This window comes from Alkalicoccobacillus porphyridii (assembly GCF_007293315.1).
Taxonomy (GTDB): domain Bacteria; phylum Bacillota; class Bacilli; order Bacillales; family Bacillaceae_D; genus Alkalicoccobacillus; species Alkalicoccobacillus porphyridii.
The window spans coordinates 132,061-152,485 of sequence record NZ_VLXZ01000003.1 but is presented as its reverse complement, the minus strand read 5'-3'; the positions used below and the strand labels follow the sequence as shown (position 1 = coordinate 152,485).

The 20,425-nt window shown below is 40.5% G+C and carries 20 protein-coding genes; 15 read left to right on the top strand and 5 right to left on the bottom strand.

All coding sequences use genetic code 11. The annotated features are described in order from the left end of the window. Window positions 1–320: 320 nt before the first annotated feature. Entirely contained in the window at window positions 321–1,028 is a 708-nt protein-coding gene (gene rluF / locus FN960_RS06120; RefSeq protein ID WP_143847813.1) for a 23S rRNA pseudouridine(2604) synthase RluF, read from the bottom strand. 162 nt (window positions 1,029–1,190) lie between these two features. Next, a complete protein-coding gene (locus tag FN960_RS06115; protein ID WP_438799850.1) occupies window positions 1,191–2,144 on the bottom strand; it encodes an iron-hydroxamate ABC transporter substrate-binding protein in 954 nt (317 codons plus the stop codon). 165 nt (window positions 2,145–2,309) lie between these two features. Between FN960_RS06115 and FN960_RS06110 the strand changes: the two genes are divergently transcribed. The 5 genes from FN960_RS06110 (at window position 2,310) to FN960_RS06090 (ending at window position 6,970) form a co-directional block, all read left to right on the top strand. Continuing rightward, window positions 2,310–3,764: an FAD-binding oxidoreductase gene (locus FN960_RS06110; protein WP_185970944.1), complete on the top strand. Its 1,455-nt coding sequence runs from the start codon at window positions 2,310–2,312 to the stop codon at window positions 3,762–3,764. A gap of 83 nt (window positions 3,765–3,847) precedes the next feature. After that, window positions 3,848–5,212: a M48 family metallopeptidase gene (locus FN960_RS06105; protein ID WP_260681940.1), complete on the top strand. Its 1,365-nt coding sequence runs from the start codon at window positions 3,848–3,850 to the stop codon at window positions 5,210–5,212. 383 nt (window positions 5,213–5,595) lie between these two features. Next, on the top strand, window positions 5,596–5,925 hold the full coding sequence (locus tag FN960_RS06100; protein ID WP_143847810.1) for a PadR family transcriptional regulator: 330 nt from the start codon (window positions 5,596–5,598) through the stop codon (window positions 5,923–5,925). Beyond that, window positions 5,925–6,344 carry a permease prefix domain 1-containing protein gene (locus FN960_RS06095; protein WP_143847809.1) on the top strand — a complete coding sequence of 140 codons (420 nt, stop codon included), beginning with the start codon at window positions 5,925–5,927 and terminating at the stop codon, window positions 6,342–6,344. The genes FN960_RS06100 and FN960_RS06095 overlap by 1 nt, the downstream gene beginning before the upstream one ends. Then, window positions 6,344–6,970: a hypothetical protein gene (locus FN960_RS06090; RefSeq protein WP_143847808.1), complete on the top strand. Its 627-nt coding sequence runs from the start codon at window positions 6,344–6,346 to the stop codon at window positions 6,968–6,970. The genes FN960_RS06095 and FN960_RS06090 overlap by 1 nt, the downstream gene beginning before the upstream one ends. Window positions 6,971–7,032: 62 nt before the next feature. On the opposite strand, the gene FN960_RS06085 is transcribed toward FN960_RS06090, so the two are convergent. Beyond that, the gene (locus FN960_RS06085; RefSeq protein WP_143847807.1) at window positions 7,033–7,386 is read right to left on the bottom strand and encodes a hypothetical protein; all 354 of its coding nucleotides are present in this window, start codon (window positions 7,384–7,386) and stop codon (window positions 7,033–7,035) included. 508 nt (window positions 7,387–7,894) lie between these two features. Here FN960_RS06085 and FN960_RS06080 point away from each other — a divergent pair. The 8 genes from FN960_RS06080 (at window position 7,895) to FN960_RS06045 (ending at window position 16,178) form a co-directional block, all read left to right on the top strand. Next, the gene (locus FN960_RS06080) at window positions 7,895–8,971 is read left to right on the top strand and encodes a sialidase family protein (RefSeq protein WP_143847806.1); all 1,077 of its coding nucleotides are present in this window, start codon (window positions 7,895–7,897) and stop codon (window positions 8,969–8,971) included. 22 nt (window positions 8,972–8,993) lie between these two features. Then, window positions 8,994–10,001 (top strand): TRAP transporter substrate-binding protein, encoded by a 1,008-nt coding sequence (locus tag FN960_RS06075; protein WP_143847805.1) that lies wholly within the window; start codon window positions 8,994–8,996, stop codon window positions 9,999–10,001. A gap of 59 nt (window positions 10,002–10,060) precedes the next feature. Further along, the gene (locus FN960_RS06070) at window positions 10,061–10,570 is read left to right on the top strand and encodes a TRAP transporter small permease (protein WP_143847804.1); all 510 of its coding nucleotides are present in this window, start codon (window positions 10,061–10,063) and stop codon (window positions 10,568–10,570) included. Continuing rightward, a complete protein-coding gene (locus FN960_RS06065) occupies window positions 10,567–11,871 on the top strand; it encodes a TRAP transporter large permease (RefSeq protein WP_143847803.1) in 1,305 nt (434 codons plus the stop codon). The genes FN960_RS06070 and FN960_RS06065 overlap by 4 nt, the downstream gene beginning before the upstream one ends. Before the next feature lie 697 nt (window positions 11,872–12,568). Further along, window positions 12,569–13,717 (top strand): galactonate dehydratase, encoded by a 1,149-nt coding sequence (dgoD, locus tag FN960_RS06060; protein ID WP_143847802.1) that lies wholly within the window; start codon window positions 12,569–12,571, stop codon window positions 13,715–13,717. 26 nt (window positions 13,718–13,743) lie between these two features. Continuing rightward, on the top strand, window positions 13,744–14,787 hold the full coding sequence (locus FN960_RS06055; protein ID WP_143847801.1) for an enoyl-CoA hydratase/isomerase family protein: 1,044 nt from the start codon (window positions 13,744–13,746) through the stop codon (window positions 14,785–14,787). 24 nt (window positions 14,788–14,811) lie between these two features. Continuing rightward, window positions 14,812–15,741 carry an AEC family transporter gene (locus FN960_RS06050; RefSeq protein WP_143847800.1) on the top strand — a complete coding sequence of 310 codons (930 nt, stop codon included), beginning with the start codon at window positions 14,812–14,814 and terminating at the stop codon, window positions 15,739–15,741. A 92-nt stretch (window positions 15,742–15,833) separates the two neighbouring features. Beyond that, window positions 15,834–16,178, top strand: a complete 345-nt coding sequence (locus FN960_RS06045) for a YxeA family protein (protein ID WP_143847799.1) — start codon at window positions 15,834–15,836, stop codon at window positions 16,176–16,178. Between the two features lie 74 nt (window positions 16,179–16,252). Here FN960_RS06045 and FN960_RS06040 read toward each other — a convergent pair whose 3' ends face one another. Next, on the bottom strand, window positions 16,253–17,608 hold the full coding sequence (locus FN960_RS06040; RefSeq protein ID WP_143847798.1) for a sodium-dependent transporter: 1,356 nt from the start codon (window positions 17,606–17,608) through the stop codon (window positions 16,253–16,255). A 203-nt stretch (window positions 17,609–17,811) separates the two neighbouring features. Between FN960_RS06040 and FN960_RS06035 the strand changes: the two genes are divergently transcribed. Both FN960_RS06035 and FN960_RS06030 read left to right on the top strand, forming a co-directional pair. Continuing rightward, window positions 17,812–18,156, top strand: a complete 345-nt coding sequence (locus FN960_RS06035; RefSeq protein ID WP_143847797.1) for a hypothetical protein — start codon at window positions 17,812–17,814, stop codon at window positions 18,154–18,156. A gap of 67 nt (window positions 18,157–18,223) precedes the next feature. Then, a complete protein-coding gene (locus FN960_RS06030; protein WP_143847796.1) occupies window positions 18,224–19,009 on the top strand; it encodes an SDR family NAD(P)-dependent oxidoreductase in 786 nt (261 codons plus the stop codon). 637 nt (window positions 19,010–19,646) lie between these two features. On the opposite strand, the gene FN960_RS06025 is transcribed toward FN960_RS06030, so the two are convergent. Further along, window positions 19,647–20,273 carry an FMN-dependent NADH-azoreductase gene (locus tag FN960_RS06025; protein WP_143847795.1) on the bottom strand — a complete coding sequence of 209 codons (627 nt, stop codon included), beginning with the start codon at window positions 20,271–20,273 and terminating at the stop codon, window positions 19,647–19,649. Window positions 20,274–20,425 lie beyond the last annotated feature (152 nt).

Below are 20,425 nucleotides of genomic sequence, written 5' to 3'. Positions count from 1 at the left end.
AGCCAACATTCCTATCTAAGGAAATGAACGCAATTTTTGTTTGAGGGAAGACTTACTATCATATATAAAGCTTCTTTTTCAGTGGCTTCGATAAAAAGATTCAATGAGATAAATCGACGTAGTCGGGTTAGCTCATTACCTTCCCGCGGTAAGCGTGCCCCCAATTTTGGGAGCGACAGACGAAGAAATAAATCATGAGCAACCCTCTGTCCTAAAACTTCCAGACTTTATTTACACATAAACTTGGACGCAGTCGGTATATCCGCGCTGCCCACGAGAAAAATAAGCCCCTTCTCCCTCTGGAAGTGGGGCTTATTGATCTACCACTCTCTTGGTTCGTAGTCCAATTCTTTAAAAAGCTGTGTTCGTTCCTTTTTTGTAAGATCGCGCCATTGGCCAACGGGCAGGTTCTTGAGATGGATGTTCATAATTCGTGTTCGTTGTAGGCGAAAGACTTCGTAGCCTAATGTTTCGCACATTCTTCGGATTTGCCGATTTAAGCCTTGCGTTAGGATAATTTCAAATTCGAATTTTGAAAGCTGAGTCACCTTACATGGAAGTGTTCTGGTATCAAGGATACGCACACCCTCTGACATATTCTTAAGAAACTCAGGAGTGATTGGTTTATCAACAGAGACGATGTACTCTTTTTCGTGGCGATTTTCGGCACGAAGAATTTCATTGACTATATCCCCATCATTGGTAAGTAGAATTAATCCTTCAGAATCCTTATCGAGACGGCCCACATGATTAATTTTGAGTGGATGATTAACCAGGTCAATAATATTTCCTTTTACCTTTTTCTCTGATGTACTCGTGATACCAACGGGTTTATTTAAGGCAATATAAACATTGTTTTTGACGATATTAATCGTCTCACCGTTCACCACTACATGATCACCAGGGTTTACTTGATCGCCTAGTTTGGCGACTTTTCCATTTATCGTAACGCGTCCACTGTTAATAAGCTTATCGGCCCCGCGTCTTGAAGATTTTCCCGTTTCACTAATGAATTTATTAATTCGCATCGTTCACACATCCTAAGCATTGATTGTTCATGGAATTTAGTGATTTAACCATACAATATTCAATGAACAATGTACAGAAGCGCGAATATCATCAGCTATTTGTACTATCTCTTTGGCGAGGTGCACGTTCCCTTTAATTCCTGGTGCTAACTTTAATATGGATTATTCTCCATTCTCCTCCGAACGCTCCTGAATCATCTTTACAAACAAATCAATTTGATGTGAGACGGAAATCGGGTCATACGGATAAAACGTGTCAAAGTCATTAATAAACACACGATTGTTTTGAACAGCATCTAGATCCTGCCAGATGGCTGAGCTTTCCATCGTGTCGAGGCTGTCGCTCGTACCATCAGGGTTATAGTCTGTGATAAACATATAGTCGGCCGCAAAATCAGGTACAACTTCTAGCGAAAGCTCTTTCACTTCGCCCGTGTCTATAATCTCTGATTGAATAATCTCTGGTGCATCTAAATCCAGAGCATTGTAGAGCGCTTGTCCGCCTCGTCCACCATTGTCAGTAAAGACCCAGAATGATCCTGTGTCTGTTATCTCATAGATGCCTACTGTTGCGTCTTTTGCTATGACGCCAGAGATCTCCTCTTTTGCTTGTGCTGCTTTTTCTTCAAAGTCTTGAATGAAATTCGCTGCTTGCTCTTGGGCTCCAGCAAGTTCGCCAAACATCTCTACTGTATCCTGAATATTTGTTGTTGTGTTATAGGGGATCACGATGGTTGGCGCAATTTGCGAAAGCTCTTCATAATGCTCGTCCGACATCACTACAATAAGATCAGGATCGAGCTCAAGAACACTTTCTACATTTACAGGATCACCAATATCTGTTACTTCTGATAGCTGCTCTTTAAGTGTTGGGTTACCGAAGATCCAAGAACCGGCACCGACTACATTCGCACCAACGGAAAGGAACTCACCAGCATAAATGTCTGTGACAATTCGTTCTGACTTAGCGGGAATCTCAACATCGCCACTAACGGATTGAAATGTTTTTGTTTCTGCTTGCTCGTCTCCCTGAGTATTCTCTGAATTCGAATTGCATGCGCTCACAAAAAGCAAAGCTGCGAGTGTGATGCCTAGTAATGACAGCTGTTTATGTATCATCTATTTCGTCCTCCAATATTAATCAGTAATGAAAATCATTATCATCTATAAAATATATCAAAGAATACCTTGTGCGTCTACTTCGCATTTTTTGCAATGGATAACTTCCTGATATGGTATCATTTACATAAAAAAATCATCTTACAAAGCGAGGATAAACATGTGAAAAAAGTATTCATTCTGCTACTAAGTATAGGCCTGGTTGCACTGCTGTTTTTTGCCTATGTTTCTTTTAATCAACAAGAGGATGACCCATTATTAGCGCATGATGTCAGCCGTCATCAGTCTGTGCATGTTAGTGAAATTGTAGAGGGCAGGGAAGAAGAAGCGTTAATAGATGCGGTTTTAAAGGCAAAGGAAGATGGGCTTAATGTGTCTATTGCCGGCGCCCGCCATAGTCAGGGAGGGCATGCTTTTTATGAGGATTCTGTATGGTTAAATATGAAAGGCTATAATCAGGTCCTTGATTTAGATGAAGACAATCAGACGATTACAGTACAAAGTGGCATTACGTGGGAAGAGATTCAGGAGTATATCAACCCTTATGGATTATCGGTTAAAGTGATGCAGTCCTCAAATATCTTTACAATTGGTGGCTCGTTAAGCTCAAATGTTCACGGACGTGATCCACGCTTCGGTCCAATCATTGAAACGGTTGAATCCTTTAGGCTATTACGTGAGGATGGTACCGTTCAGAATGTGAGCAGAGATGAAAATGAAGAATTGTTTAGCCTAGTCATTGGTGGCTTTGGGCTTTATGGAGTGATCTTAGATGTGACCCTTGAGTTAACGGAAAATGATGTCTATGTATCTAAAACAGAATCACTGACGTTTGAAGAGTATCCTGAGTTTATAAAGCAATCGATTAAGCAACAGGAGGAGGTTGGTCTTCATTTTGCTAGATTATCAGCTACACCTGGTAGTCTTTTTGATGAAATGTATGCGACCACTTTTTATAAAATAGATTCAGAGGATGCGCTTTATCCCGGTCAAGAAGACGAGGTATGGGAGTTACAAGAAGAGAAAAATGTTAAACGAGATGCCTTTTTTCTTAACCTATCGCGCTCCTATGATTGGGGGAAAAATGCTGTTTGGTATCTTCAACAGAGGCTCTATGCAAATGCCGATGAAACAGACATCATCACTCGTAATAATGCTATGCGTCCCCCTGTGAAATTCTTAGATTATGAATCAGACAAAGATACTGATATTCTTCAAGAATACTTTCTTCCAGTAGATAGATTTCCTGAGTTTATACAGGATTTAAAAGCTATTGTTGAAGAGGAAGAGCTTAATTTATTGAATGCTACAGTTCGTTTTACAACAGAAAATGACGAAGCTTATTTAAATTATGCACGTGAGGACACGTTAGCTATTGTCCTGCTGTTTAATCATGAGCTTTCAGATGAAGGTAAAGAAAAAATGCAGGCTGCTACAAAACGAATGGTGGACGCCGCTATCCAACTAGAGGGCACCTACTATTTAACCTATCAAACGTTTCCGGATAAGAATCAGATTCAACAGGCGTATCCTCGTATTGATGAGTTTTTTGAAAAGAAACGAGAGTATGATCCTGAGGAACGGTTCATGAACTATTTTTATGAAAGCTATCGATAACTGCAAATAATAGTAGAAAATGTAACGTACTTTCCTTATGATGGTATAGATAATTATATTACTCATTTGCAGGAGGAAAGAAATTGGACCAACAGAACATCGTATCAACCAGAGAAACAGTATATTTTATCCTAGCTTTAATTTTTAGTATTATGATTTACATATTTGCGATTGTTTCCATTATTGGAATAGCTATTGTTCTTTTATTTTTTCTATTAATGATGGTTCTTAATATACGGATGCTTGGATCGATACGCGGTAATGGCGTACGGATTAATGAAAAGCAATTCCCTGATGTCTATGAGCGAGTCGTTAAAATGTCGAACCAAATGGGCTTAAAAGATGTGCCCGATGTATTTGTCATTCAATCTGAAGGGATACTTAATGCATTTGCCACAAGATTCTGGGGAAGAAACATGGTTGTACTCTACTCAGAGATTTTTGACTTAGGTCGAGAAGAAGGGAAGGAAGAGCTCGATTTTATCATTGCGCATGAATTGTCTCATGTTAAACGAAGACATGTGTGGAAGAGTATTCTGATTGCCCCGGCACAATTTATTCCATTTTTATCTCAGGCTTATAGTCGCTCTTGTGAATATACATGTGACAGAGAGGCGGCATATACCATTAATGATGTGGGAGCTGCTAAGCGAGCTTTAACTATTCTAAGTGTGGGTAAACAGGTTTATCGTGAAGTGAATGAAGATGCATTTGTAGAGCAAATCCAAAATGAATCTCACGGGGCCGTGTGGATTAGTGAAATTCTATCAACACATCCCAATTTACCAAAACGTGTTCAATCCGTTAGTTTATTTATGGAGAACGCTCAAAGACCAGTGTATAAGGAAAATGCAGGTAAAGTAGCGGTCGGAGTTACGATACTAGGGGCTGTGCTGATGGCTGCATACTTAGCATTCATAGGAGGTCTAATCCTTGTAGGTACTTCGCTTGGAGCCATATTTGCAGGTCTTTTTGTTGATGAATTTGATGAGTTTGGTCAAAGCTCCGATTGGGCATTTGGAGAGTCACCTGAAGAATTTGAAGGTTCTTATGACGAGTATGACTTTTATAATGATTACGAAATGACAGACTTAATGATTGCCATCTATGAAGAAGATTTACAAGCAGTGACTGAATTAATAAACCAAGATGTAGATCTTGAGGAACAGGATCTTTATGGTGATACAGCCATAATGTATGCAGTAGAATCCTTTGACCAGGATATACTTGAAGAAGTACTCATTGCTGGCGCAGATCCTAATGTTTTAGATTCTTATGAAACGACTCCTCTGATAACTGCTATTTATTCTGGATTTTATGATGGAGCGATTCTCTTATTAGATTACGGTGCAGATCCGGCATATAGAGATATCGACGGAGATACTGCTTATAGCTTGATGGATGTTTCAACAGAAGAAGATTTGTACGAGGCGTTACTAGATGAATAAGAAGAAAAACAGCGAGGTGGGTGACCACTCGCTGTTTTTTTGAGATCATTGAAAATTATCTTTATAAGATTTCAAACGTTCTTCAGTTGTTTAATTCAGAACGTTAGCGGAAGGAGAACCCGTAGACTCCTGCGGAATAGAACGTGTCTGAAGACATCGAAGTGGTGGTTTTCCACTTTGAGGGCTGAGGCCGTTCTTGCGGGTGCTAGGGTTCTCCTGTAGCGGCGCCATTCAGCTCATTTTTACATGACTTTTTCAGTAACCTCGTTTTTTACGCATGTAGGAAAATTTTAAAATTACTTTGACAGGTAGAGTAATCCAGTATACAATTACTCTATCAGATATAGTTCTATCAGACAGAGTAATATAAAGGTAGGTGTAAGATTATTCGCAGTGACATGTTAAGGGGACACGTAGATTCAATTATTCTTCGTTTAGTGTACGAAAAAGATCGATATGGCTACGAAATCTCCAAGGAAATTAGCCAACGAACAGAGGGTAACTTTGAAATAAAGGAAGCTACCCTCTATGCCGTATTTCAGAGGTTAGAGAAAAAAGAGCTCATCTCCTCCTACTTTGGCGAACAATCGCAAGGCGGGAGACGGAAGTACTATACCATTACAACCCTTGGTAAAGCTTATTTAAGAGAAACAATAAAGGAATGGAATGAAATGAAAGAAATTATGAACTTATTTATGGAGGGGCTTGATTGATGAAAAAGATACAGCATCATGTGGACCGCTTATTTCGCGATTTGCCTGAAACAGAAGAGGTCATTCAAGTAAAAGAAGAAATTATCCTAGACCTGCAAGAGAAGGCGCAAGATTTAATCATCCAAGGGAAAACAGAAGAGGATGCTATAAATAAAACAATTGTTGATTTTGGTGATATTGATGAGATCAAAGCTGAATTGCAGCAGACACCTGTACAATCTAGCCATACGAAAAAGAAACATACGCGCTTGAATTTATGGTTTTCTGTGTGGGGCAGTGGCCTCTTTATTGCACTAATGTGGTTTATGAATATAGAGTATACGCCGAACAATATTTGGTTTGTGTATCCAACGTTTGTCATCCTGTGGTGGCCATTATCAATGTACTATTACTGGCGAAGACAAGGGGGAGGGAAGTAATGAAGAAGGGGTATGTACCTTTTTCTATGTTCGCGTCGCTTTTCACAATTGTATTTCTCTTTATCGTAAATTGGTTGACTACACCGGGTGAAATTTGGGCTATTTACCCAGCCATCTTTATTTTATTTTGGCCTCTTAACGTCTTATTTAAATTACAGAATGGTTATAAGTGGTACTCGCTTATTGCCTCTCTTCTTCTAATCATAGTTCTACTAACGATTAATCTTGTGCAAACGCCTGAGTATTTATGGATTCTATATGCATGGCTTCCACTGCTGTATTGGCCCCTTATTTCGTTTGCAGGGCGACAAGCTGGAAACCCCACGTTTGCGGTTTTAGCGAGTATCGCCTTAATAATGTACTATATTGGATTAAATCTTTTCTTTGAACCAGGATTTCCATGGTTTATTTTTCCGACATTTGTCATCCTATGGTGGCCGTTATCTGTTACATTTGCTAGGCGACCCATGCTTTATTCAGTTTTAGGATCATTTCTGGTCACCATCTTCTTTATAAATGTGAATGTGCTAACCTCACCAAACGTGATTTGGGCCGTTTATCCAATCTTTACAGTGTTGTGGTGGCCATTATCGATTTATTTCTTCATATATAGACGAACGGCTTAACGTGTTAAATAAACGTTTAAACAAAAATAGCGAGCGGGAGCTTCCCCGTACTCGCTGTTTTTTTAGTTGAACGTCCTTGTGCGTAATGGCTGATACAGCTTCGAATATAATGCCTGAGTGGCCGTTCCACCGGTGAAAAAATGTTCGCGTACAATTCTGCAGGCTCTTAGTTCATAGTCAGAAGTATACTCTACATAGGGATCGTGCTTAACAAGTACATCCACCTCAATGGTTGCAGCTACCTCTCCAAAATCATTTTTCCAATGTTTATGATCGTATATTTTTCGGACAGATACCAATCTGTACCGTTTTTTTAGCTGTTGTTTAAAGAAAGCCTTCGTCGATTGAAGTGTGGGGGTGTCCTCATCGTATTTGATAAAAACGGTCGTTCGACAAGTCACTTTGCAGGCATACATAGGGAAAACTCCTGACTTCACTTGATAGATGTTTTGCGGTGTCTACAAAAAAGGAGACATGGATATAGTATTCCATATTTTAATAAAGGGATCAATTCAAGCACACGATCTTAGGAGCTATGTGCTCAATAGAATGTTTAGCTCTATATCGTTGCTATTAAGAGTCGTATCTCTATATATCATAACGTGCGTTTAATAATACAACGATGGAATGAGTTAATAAAAATGGTCTGTAGGCTGATCACTCTCCCTAAGTGAATTATCTAAATAGCAACAGATAAAATGAATGGATTTACTGGTCATTAATTACAATAATTGACTTGTCTATGTGTAAATCTTTCTGTCTAGTGTTTAAATATGAAACAAGAGATATAAAAATCAATATTTTAGAAAACTTATGGTTGTAAAATGGAACTGTTGTTTATATAATTGTAAACATTGAAAGCGCTTAAACTAATCGATTCATTTGGCAACGAAATTTTTAATATAAAGAAGGAGAGATCGTGTTATGCAGCTTAACTATGTATCTACAAATAAGATTCCATCTCCATTTTCTCACAATCATGCGTCTAATTTACTTCAGCTTCAGAATGGTGACTTATTATGTACTTGGTTTGGAGGCACAAAGGAAGGAAAAGCAGATGTCTCGATATTATGTTCTAGGTTAGCTAAAGGAGAACAAAAATGGAGCGAGCCTATTATATTTAAAGGGAATTCAGAGCGCTCAGAACAAAACCCAATCTTGTTTGAGGCACCAGATCAGCAAATTTGGTTAATGTATACAGCTCAATACGATATTCATCAAGATACGGCTATTGTTTACATCCGTAAGTCTGCGGATAACGGTCAGACTTGGGGAGATGCTTCTGTGCTCTTTGATAAACCAGGGTCCTTCGTTCGTAACCCTCCTGTTGTTTTAGAGGATGGGGCAATTCTTTTACCGGCGTATTACAGTATGAAAGCGTCTAATGGATTTCTTGGGGATGACTACAGTGTAGTGAAAATCAGTCGGGATCAGGGGAGAACCTGGGATGAATATGAAGTGCCGGAGAGTAAGGGTTTAGTGCATATGTCAATTGTAAGCGGATCCAATGGACTTATTGGTTTTTTCCGTAGTAGAAAGGCAGATGCCATTTACCGTACAACCTGCTCAGATGATGGAAAGACATGGACAAAACCAGCGAAAATCGAGTTGCCAAACAATAATGCTTCGATCCAAGCGATTTCAAGTAAAAAAGGGTCCATCTTAGTCATTTATAATCACATCAACGCAGAGCAGGCACCACCAAAAGAGAATCGTCCTCCATGGTTTGATAAAGCTGATATTGACGGATTGAATCTTAAAACGCTTGAAAGTGCAACCTGGGGAGTGGTGAGGAGTCCGCTTAAAATAGCAGAATCAACAGATGAAGGGAAGTCATGGAATGAGCTAGCGGTTGTGGCAAGTGAAAAAGATGTTTCATCTGATTACAGTGCGCCAGAATTTTCATATCCTTCTATTCTTGAAGGCCATGATAATCTTTTACATGTTAGCTTTACGTTCTTACGTGAACATATTCAGCATTCTACCTATAAGCTTCTATAGGTGAAAAAGGGGGACTCGCGAGATGAGGAAGTCATGGTATTCATTAATCGCCATAACGGGTGCAGTCGGGCTGCTGGCATCATGCTCAAGTACAGAGCAAGTAGATGCAGACGCTCATGAACCCCAAGTTGAATTGGTAGCTGCAACGATTAATTCCTCTAGTACGTTTTTTGGACAAGCGCTTATTGCGTTTGCTGATGCGATTGAAGAGGAAAGTGATGGCGAAATTAGCGTGAAGGTCTTTACTGGCGGACAGCTTGGAGATGCGTCCAGCAGCTATCAATCCGTCATATCGGGTGACATCGATATTATTTATACAGATACAGGATGGTTTGCTGAGCATCAACCGATTTTTGATGTGCTAGCAACAAGTTATCTATTTGATGATCAGGAGCATTACGACTCTATCGTGAATGAGACTGATGGATTAGCCTATTTCGAGGATTTGCTTCGTGAAAGTCCAGGTCTAGAAACCATTATGTACACTGGAGGACTTGAACGAAATATTATGAGTACGTTTCCAATTGAATCGGTGAATGATCTTCAAGGGCGTAACATGAGAACCGGTGGGTCTGGACCGGAGCTTGAATGGTGGCAGCTTCTTGGTGCGAATCCGTTGAATGTAAACTTTAGTGAAGTGTATTCCGCCATTCAAACGGGAGTTGTTGATGGAGGCCATAACAGCTTGGATTCAATGGTTGAGAACCGTTTTGGCGAGGTTGTTGACTATGTAGCGAGAACGCAGCACGTATTGGCATTAGGCTTTGTGGTCATGAATGGCGAACGCTATGACAACCTCTCGGACGAACATAAGGAAGCGATTGCAGCCGCATCTGATCGTGTTCAATCTGAATATACGGATCATGCATTCGAAATGGCAGATGATTATAAAGACAGATTAGTAGAAGATTTTAATATTACCTTTACGGATTTTGACAAAGAAGAATTTATTGAAATTTCACGTAATCAGAGAATGGAAATTGCTAGAGAGCTAGGAGCAGAGGAAGTTATTGCTGATATTTTTGATTAATATATCAGCCTTTTAAACGAATGGAACTAACCAAATCTATGAATGGATGAAGGGATATCATGCTAATCAAACGATTTAATAAGCATTTTGTAAATATCGCTGAAGTGATCGGTGTTCTTTCCATTATTGCGTTGGCTCTTGCTCTTTTCTCAGGGGTCATTGCGAGATATGTATTCTCCATTTCAATTCCTGAAATTGAAGTCGTGAGAAAGCTATGTGTGACCTGGCTTGTCTTTATTGGGTCAGCTCTAGCGATTAAGGATAAACAGCATCTGGAAGTAGATATATTTAGTGAGTATATGAGTAAGGCATCAGCAAGGATAAAAGACATCGTTGTGTGGGCACTCACTTTATTTGCTGTCGTTATCTTGCTATTTATTGGCATTGCTGCTTTCCAAGCGGGGTTAGACAGAAGAGAGCTTGTTCCAATTAGTTTTTTATCGTTTAGACCATCACTAACGTACTACTATGCAGCTCTTTTGTTTGGAGCGATCTTTATGCTTTATTTCCATCTTCTTAATGCCAAAAAAGTATTTAGTAAAGTTGAGAGGGGGCTAGACGACGAATGATATTATTAACAATTATGGTCGTTTTCCTCATCTGTTTGTTCCTAGGGGTGCCCGTTGTATTTAGCTTAATTATTGCTTCATCATTACCCCTTCTTTTTGAGCCGTTAGTCAGTTTAACTCAGGCCAGTTCCATCATGATTGAATCATTTTCGAGCTTTACATTACTCGCTATTCCTTTATTTATTCTCACTGGGGCTCTCATGAATTTGACGGGAGTAACAGATGATCTCATCTATATTTCAAAGGCACTAGTTGGGAAATTTAAAGGCAGTCTAGCTCACATGAACATTGTAACGAGTATCTTTTTTGGGGCAATTTCAGGTTCTTCGGTTGCGGATGTTGCCTCCATGGGACGATTACTAATTCCAGCCATGATTAAAGCCGGGTATAGTCGAGAGTTTGCAGCAACGGTGACCGCAGCCTCCTCAACCATTGGCTCGATTATCCCGCCAAGTATTCTGCTCATTGTTTATGGAGCCCTAGCACAAACGTCAGTTGCAGCACTTTTTGTAGCTGGTATCATTCCTGGAATATTAATTGGGTTAACTCAAATGGTTTATGCTTATATCTATGCACGAAAACATGATATTGGAGAAATTGATAACGAGCTCCTTGGTTTAAAGGAGGATGAAAAGCTTTCTAAAGCAGTTGCACTCCGTAAAAGTATTTTTCCTATCTCTCTGTTTGTAGCTGTAATTGGAGGAATTCTAGCAGGGATCTTTACAGCGACAGAAGCAGCGGCAATGGCCGTGATGTACGTTCTGTTTGTAGCCTTCTTTATTAAGAAAGAACGGAGCGCAAAGAAATATTATGAAGTTACAAAAAGAGCGACCATTGATTCCGCTACCATTTACATATTAATAGCCGCAGCTTCCTTACTATCTTGGGTATTAACCTATTATCAAGCGTTAGACCCGATTGTTAATGTGTTTGTAGAGAATAACTTCTCACCTGTTACATTCCTACTTATGATTACCCTTCTTTACCTTATTGTAGGAACGGTTATGGAACCAAACTCTGCGATGTTGATTTTTGTTCCTATTTTGTTGCCAATTAAAACGGCACTTGGCATTGATCCGGTGTTAGCGGGAATTGTCACCGTTATGGCGATTAGACTTGGAACAGTCACGCCGCCGTACGGTCTTTCCAGTTTGTTAGCATCAAAAATTGCTGGAACGAATATGATGAAGATGCTGAAGTATATATTAATTTTTGTGTTTATATATTTGATCGCCATCATGATTGTTATTTTTATTCCGCAATTTGCAACGTTTTTACCAGAACTGTTACTTGGTGATTAATCGAGAGTTGAGCCATTAAGTAGGAAACCTACTTAGTGACTCAGCTCTTTTATTTTTATTCAAGTTATTATTGTGTAAATAGTTATTCCATTGCCTAACGAAAATTAGGGAATAAAATATGAGAAATTAACTAAAAAGCCATCTGAAAATGGGCTCGTGTGCACCGCTACAGGAGAAAACTTCGCTTTCCACGGGAACGGCCTCAGCCCTTGAAGTGGAAGTGCGCCACTTCAATGTCTTCAGACGCGTTCTGTTCCGTAGGAGTCTCCGTTTTCTCCTTCCGCTCATGTTCCCGATCAAACAAATGACCAACACTATTTAAGGAAATGAGTCCTGTTTTTTTGTTAAAAGAAGATTCACCATCATATAAAACCTTCTTTTTCAGTTGCCTAGCTAAAAAGGTTCATTGAGATAAAAGGATATGCTCGTAGCACAGGTACCTGACCTCGGTAAATCTCCTTATCTTCGGAGCGGAACCGAAGAAAGGATTCCAACTACTCCACGTACTTATGCGAGCGAAGTGCACTGGAATACTCGCCGCACTCGCATTCTATTCATAAACATTTACACAAAAATTTGCGCCCAGTCAAAAAGCATTCAGCATAACACTTCAATGAGCAAGCGCTTGCAGTTCTTCTTGTTCTTCTGATATGTTCAAAGAAGGACGTAAATATCTTGTATCTGGAGGGTGAACAGAATGAAGATCACAGCCTATGAAACGTTTTTAGTACCACCTCGTTGGTTATTTATAAAGATTGAAACAAGCGAAGGCATATCAGGTTGGGGTGAGCCTGTTGTGGAGGGCAAGGCCGCAACGGTTCGCGGCGCGGTAGATGAGCTGATGGAAGGGTTAATTGGAGAAAACCCGCTGCATATTGAAGACCATTGGAATAAAATGTACCGCTCTGGTTTTTACCGAGGAGGGGCGATCCTGATGAGTGCTATTGCTGGCATTGACCAGGCGTTGTGGGATATTAAAGGGAGATTTTATAACGCACCAATTCATGAACTGCTTGGGGGGAAAGCAAGACATTCGATGAAGGTTTACTCTTGGATTGGTGGTGACCGTCCACGTGACATCGGCACTTCAGCTCAAGCAGTTGTAGAGAAGGGCTTTCAAGCTGTCAAAATGAATGCTACCGAGGAACTGCAATATATTGATTCCTTTAGTAAAATTGACGAAGCCGTTGAGAGAATGGCTGCGGTACGTGAAGCGGTTGGGGACCACATTGGAGTTGGTGTTGATTTTCATGGAAGAGTCCACCGACCCTTAGCAAAGGTGCTAGCAAAAGAGCTGGAGCCATTTCGACCGATGTTTATTGAGGAACCATTACTCCCAGAAAATAATGAAGGGTTGCGTGAACTTGCGCATCATGTGACAACTCCAATCGCCACCGGAGAACGCATGTATAGCAAGTGGGAATTTAAAAATCTTCTAAAAGAAGGTTATGTGGATATTATTCAGCCGGACCTTTCTCATGCAGGTGGGATTACAGAGTGTAAAAAGATTCTATCGATGGCTGAAGCCTTTGATGTAGCCGCCGCACCTCATTGTCCACTAGGCCCAATTGCGCTTGCAGCGTGTCTTCAAGTAGACGCTACCTGTCATAATGCTTTTATTCAGGAGCAAAGCCTGGGCATTCATTATAATGAAACAAATGATCTGCTCGACTATATACAGGATCCGACTGTTTTCTTCTATCATAACGGGTATGTTGAAATACCGGATGGACCAGGGTTAGGCATTGAAATTAATGAGGACTATGTGCGTAAACAGGCAGAAAAGGGACACAATTGGCGGAACCCTGTATGGAGACATCAAGATGGAAGTATCGCAGAATGGTAGACTGAAGGTAGGAAGAGAGGAAACACATGAAAGATATAAATGTAGAAGTAACGGATACTGGAGTGGGAATCATTACGCTAACAAGAGAAAAGGCACTTAACTCCCTTTCCTCAGAGATGATTCAAGGAATAGATGACACACTGCGAAGATGGGAAACAGATCAAGCTGTACGTATTATCTTAGTAGAAGGTTCTGGAGCAAAGGCGTTTTGTGCAGGGGGCGATATTAAGGAGCTCTACCAAAACGGATCCTCACTTGAAGGTAGGAAAAAATCAACAGCGTTTCTTAACAGAGAGTATGATATGGATAGCTATCTATCCACTTATCCCAAGCCTATTGTTGCCCTGATGGATGGCATTGTCATGGGCGGCGGAGTGGGTCTCTCTTACGGGGCCAACTATCGCATTGTTACTGAGAATACCAAATGGGCGATGCCGGAAACGGCGATCAGCTTTTTCCCGGATATTGGGGCAGGATATTTTCTAAATCAAGCACCTGATAATACAGGATTGTACCTTGGGTTAACGGGCAAGGTCATTAGGGCAGAGGATGTCCTGTATATAAATGCTGCGGATTATTACATGACAAGCGATTCTTTATCTAAGCTGAGAGACGCTTTACTACGAGCAAATTGGTTAATGGAATCGAATGTAGATCGTCTACTAAAAAAACACATTCAGGATGCCAGTGAGACTCCGATTAAAAGTGAGCTAGAGTCGCTTGCTCCTGAAATAAAAAAGCACTTTCTGCACCAGTCCTTTCCTGAGATCGTTGAGTCACTTCAAAGTAACTCAACTGAATGGGCCAAGGGATTAATTAACTTATTTTCTGAGCGTTCACCCGTCTCGTTACTGGTGACCTTTGCTCACCTGAAGCAAAGCAAGAAGCTTTCTTCTTTCTCAGAAGCTCTGGAACGTGATAAGCAGGTAGCAGCAAAGTTTATGGAGTGTGAGGATTTTTATGAAGGGGTACGTTGTTTATTAGTGGATCGCGGTTCAAAACCAGCGTTTATTTTTCAATCATTGAATGAGGTACCTGCTGAATATGTTAGCTCATTCTTAAAAGATTAGATAAAAAAGAGGGATCAGCAGGATATGTGGACATTTTTAATTGAGATTACGATTCAAGTTATGCTGCCAATCTTTGTGTTGTTAATAGCGGGAGCATTGCTGCATCGGAAGTTCTCTTTTCATCTAGCTACCTTATCGAAGCTATTAACCTACTTTTTTCTGCCTGTTGTGGTATTTGTGAATATATCGAACAGTCAGCTTGATGGAGGATTGTTACTGGAGATTGGTGGCTTCTTAATCATTCAATTTGTTATCCTGGCTTTATTGAGTTGGGGTCTTGTGAAGCTTTTAAATATTGATCGAAAGCTTGCACCCACTTTTCAAAATAGCATTGTATTAATGAACTCGGGTAATTTTGGGCTGCCAGTCAGCCAACTAGTGTTTGCTGGGAACCCACTTGGGATCTCTATCCAGGTGATCGTGTTGATGTTCCAAAATTTAATCACCTATACATATGGAGTCATGGTTTCAGCATCAACTAGATCTACGGGTCTCTGGAGTAATCTGGCAGAGCTTATTAAAACACCGATTATCTATGCTTTGGTACTGGGTTTGATTTTTTATCAGATGCCTTGGGAGCTGCCAGCATTTATTCAAACGCCTATGCAGCAAGTTTCGAATGGGTTTATTGCCTTAGCGCTACTCGTGTTGGGAGCACAAATTGCATACCCTAGCTTAAAGCAATTCTCGTTCATTTTTTTTGTATCCATTTTTGGGCGACTGATTGCGGCCCCACTTATCGGTTTAGTGATTATCTGGCTAATGGGTCTTGATGGTACGGTAGCACAAGGGTTGTTGATTGCAAGCTCTTTTCCAATGTCGAGAAATAGCGCACTGTTTGCGTTGGAATATGATAATCATCCGGAATATGCAGCTCAGGCTGTGTTAATTTCTACGATTGCCAGCTGTATCACAGTCACCTTCTTTATCTATCTCAGCCAAGCGTTATTTTAGAAACCTAACAAAAATGTAAGGTTACTGTAAGTGAATTCAATAGTTCCTGTTTCTATACTCCTTTAGACTTATAGACAAGGGAGATGATGTAGATGAAAAAAGCAGGATTAACATTAGTGTTTATCATTGTCATGGCGATTGCAGGATATATGATTTTTAATATGATCCAACAAGAAGATTACTATGTGAAGATTGTGGACGGGGGCGAAGCTACTGCCGATGTTTCGGACGAAAATGAACGCTCTACCCATAATTATGTAACGCTTGGTATTACAGAGGATGGCGAAGGTGAAATCATTGAATTTATGGGGCTTAAGCAACTTCGTCAAGGAGCCTATCTAACAGTGAAAATGAATGGGGATAGAGCGATCACTTATGAAGAGGTTGATGAGTCGGATGTACCCTCTGAAGTGAAAGAAAGGTTAGATGATCAGTAGCAAAAACCAAGAGCACAAAAAGAAACGGACCAGCCAACATTACCTGTGTCCGTTTCTTTTTAGGTGTAATTGATCTACTTTCCGAAGAGCCCGAATAATTGATCAATAAATACAATACAAATTGCAAGTGGCACAACGTATTTAATTAAGGCATACCACAACGCAAATAGTCGTTTTCCTGTATTTGATCCAGAGCGAAATTCAAGCCAGAGTGTCTCTTTGCTGATTTTTCTTGGGATAAATAAACAGATTAATAACGCACCTAGAGGCATTAAAATGTTACTTGCCAGATAATCAACGGTGTCAAAGAAGGATCGTCCATAAATCTCTAGGTCAGCAAGCAAGCCATATGAGAGTGCAGAGGGAATTCCTGCGATAAAGATAAGAATAGCGAAGAACCAGCTTGCCTTCTTACGTTTATCTTGATTACCTCGTACAAAAGCAGCAACAATAATTTCAAGTAACGAAAATGCCGTGCTGAGCGCCGCAAACAAAAATAATAGAAAAAAAGCAATAAGCAGCAGCTGTCCAAAGGCCATTTGTTCAAAGATTGCTGGAAGGACGGCAAAGATCAGTGTTGGGCCTTCGTCAGGCTGAAAGCCAAATGTAAAAACACCTGGAAAAATAACGAGTCCAGCAAGTAAAGCCACAAAAATGTTCATTAAGGCGAGCGTCATGGCCGATGCTGGTAGATTTTGCTCCTTTGAGGCATATGAACTGAAGGTTACCATCACGGAAACTCCTACAGATAATGCAAAAAAGGATTGTCCTAAAGCAAACAAAATTGTCTCACCATCAACGGCGGCAAAATTAGGAGCTAGTAAGTAGCGCAATCCCGTTGAAGCACCGTCTAAATTCAGTGAGTATATGGCTAGAACTACGAGTAAGATGAGTAGAGATGGAATCATCCATTTACTTGCTCGTTCAATTCCTTTTTGCACCCCTCTTGCAACTACAAAGGCGGTTAAGAGGATAAATAGTAATTGAGCACCAAGTGCTAGCTGTGGACTGGCAATTAAATGACCAAAATAATCCTGAGATTCCTCTAATGATAATCCGGAAAGCTGACCAGTAAGAGAAGATCCCAAGTAGAGCAAGGACCATCCACCAATCACACTATAAAATGAAAGAATTAGAAAACAACAAATCACTCCGAGCCAGCCTGTTAACTGGAATGAAGAACGTGGAGCCAATGTTTGATAGGTAAGAATGGCATCCTTACCAGTATGTCTGCCTAACACATATTCACCTATAAGAAGTGGCACCCCTAGAAAGAGTGTTAATAATAAAAAGACTAGAAAAAAAGCACCGCCGCCACTCTGGCCGGCAATATAAGGAAACTTCCAAATGGCACCAAGTCCAATTGCACTACCTGCTGTAGCGTATATAAATCCAAGCTTTGATGACCATTGTACATGTGTGTTTGTCATGATGTAACGTCCTCATTTCCTGCAAAACATTACTCCATGGTAGCAGAGCAAAGCAGGATAAACAAGTAGAAGAAAAAATAACCTAGATGCTCGTTGAATGAAAAATTTCCCTTTAAAAGGGAGACTGATCAAGCTATACTAGAAGTAGTTGGACACTTGGGTACGATAAAAGAAACCGCATCTTTAGAAAGGGTGGCATGGAAATGAGAGATCTTGCAGTAGTGAAGGAAAAACGCAACGAGCTTCGTGGAGAGCTTGTAAATTGCATTAAAAAGGTAAAAGAAATGCAGGTTGATGAGAAGGCATTCAGAGAGTTATCTCAATATGATCAACAGGTATACATCTATCTGGATCGTACCGTGCAAAGACTTCGTACTCAAATTAATGCACTTGAATTTGTGTTAAACGAAGACACTGAAATAGCAGATGCTTATGCAGACCGTGCAGCCGAAAAACACAAGATTAATAAAGATACACTCTTTAATGCACCTGAAAAAGAAAGTAATGACGAGAACGGTTACAAGCTTGATTTAAGTAGCTTAAATTAATGCTTAAATTAATAAAAGGAGCCCTGTTTCAGCATAGGGTTCCTTTTTTACTATAGGAGGCGTCCATATGAGACTAAAGAATAAAGTGGCGATTATCACTGGAGGCAGTCAAGGAATAGGTGAAGGCATTGCCCGAACCTTTTCAAGGGAAGGCGCCAAGGTAGTCATTGCAGATGTGAATAGTGAACAAGGGGATAAGCTTGTCCAAGAGCTAATGGAAGCAGGCAGGGATGCGCACTTTGTAGAGACCGATGTTAGCCAAGAGTCGCAGGTTATTGAGCTAATTAAAGAAGCCGCCGCCACATTTGGAGGAGTAGACATCCTAGTCAATAACGCGGCTGTGACAGTTCGTAAATCTGTCGAGGAAACATCCTTCGAAGAGTGGCAGCAAATACTTGGCGTTAATTTAACAGGTGCTTTTCTTTGTTCAAAATATGCGATTCCAGAAATGAAGCAACGTGAAGGCGGCGCAATTGTTAATATTGCGTCCTGGCACGCAGAAAAAACAATTACGCGTTTGGCAGCCTATGCTACATCAAAAGGCGGTTTAACCGCGCTTACCAGACAGATGTCACTAGATCTGGGACCGCATAATATTCGAGTGAATGCGGTTTGTCCAAGTACGGTGGATACACCATTATTACAAAAAACCTTCGCAAGCCTTGAAGACCCAGAAGAGGCATTCAACCAGACGCTAGAGTTTCAGCCGTTTGGAAGAATCGGCACAGTCGATGACATTGCCAATGCTTGCTTATTTATGGTGTCAGATGAAGCTACTTACGTCAGCGGGCAAACATTAATGGTAGACGGAGCAGCAATAAATAAAATTGCACGCCCGTTATTGTTTGATTAAGTTATACTACGTTGTTTAACAGCAATCAATTAGCAAAAAATAATAGAAGCAAGAATACAGTTCAGATTAATGCACTTTCCCAGCGTACGGAATAGGTCCGACTACTGAGGAGATTACGGGAGGCCACTGAAAAAGTCATCCAGAACTAAGCTCATATGCACCGCTACAGGAGAAACCTACGCTTTCCGCGGGAACGGCCTCAGCCCTCGAAGTGGAAAACCACCACTTCGATGTCTTCAGACTCGTTCTGTTCCGCAGGAGTCTTCGGTTTCTCCTTCCGCTACTTTTTTGAACAAACAAAAGACGAACGTTTCTATTTTAGGAAATGAAGGCTGTTTTTTGTTTATAAGAAGATTCACTTTCATATAAAGCTTCTTTTTCAGTGACCTCGGATTACGGGCAGAGTTGAAATAACACTGACGTCAAACCAGTTAAGTTCAACGCCCGCGGTAGGAAAGCGTGGCACATTCCGGGAGCGACGCCGAAGCCTAAATCTCAATTCAAATAATTGCAGTTGTTTGTTCAGTGCTCCCGGTAATCATCAAAAACCCCGTACCGCTATTCATCATAGCGATACGGGGTTTTATATCTCTCCGATTAAAATTAATCATTCAAAGAGAATGGCTTCTATGTCAGCTTAGAATGAAGCAGCAGCTTTTGTTACCTCAACTAAACCGTCAGCAATAATTTCCTGAGTGCGCTCAGGGTATTGGTTGTGACCTTCGATCGTCAATTCAGTTGGCTCAAGGATTCCCCAGAATGCAAGAACTTGTTTCACAAACTTCGCAGCCATTTCACTATCAGCCATGAAATCAAGTGCATAATCAGAACCACGAGCAGTAAGAACAGCTACTTTTTTATCACCTGCAAGTCCAACTGGACCTTCAGCCGTATATTTAAAAGTACGTCCAGCTTGTGCCAAGTAAGAAATGTACGTTACAAGTGGTGCCGGTACCGTCCAGTTCCATAAAGGAGTAGCAAAAACAACTTTATCTGCATCGAAGAATTGTGCAAGATATTGTTCTGTTAAATCAACAAATTTTTGATCCTCAGCAGTTAATTCCATGCCTTGGCTCTTTTTGTAGTTTGCAGTGATAGCATCGTTCCCGTAGTAAGGAAGATCAGCATTGAAAAGATCTAATTCTGTTACTGTGTCTCCAGGATTAGCTTCTTTATATGCCTTTAAAAAGGCGTCGTACATCATAACGCTTACTGCTTGATCAGCAGGGCGATCATTCGCTTTAACAAATAATACTTTAGCCATTAGTGTAAGTCCCTCCAAGAAGTTTGTTTACATACAGTCTTTTCTGTATTTGCCCATTATATAACGACACGATGGGGGGAGATAGTACGCACTTTAAAGTAATATAGTTTCCTGAATGATACTAATGGTTAGTATGCGGCTAATCCCTATGT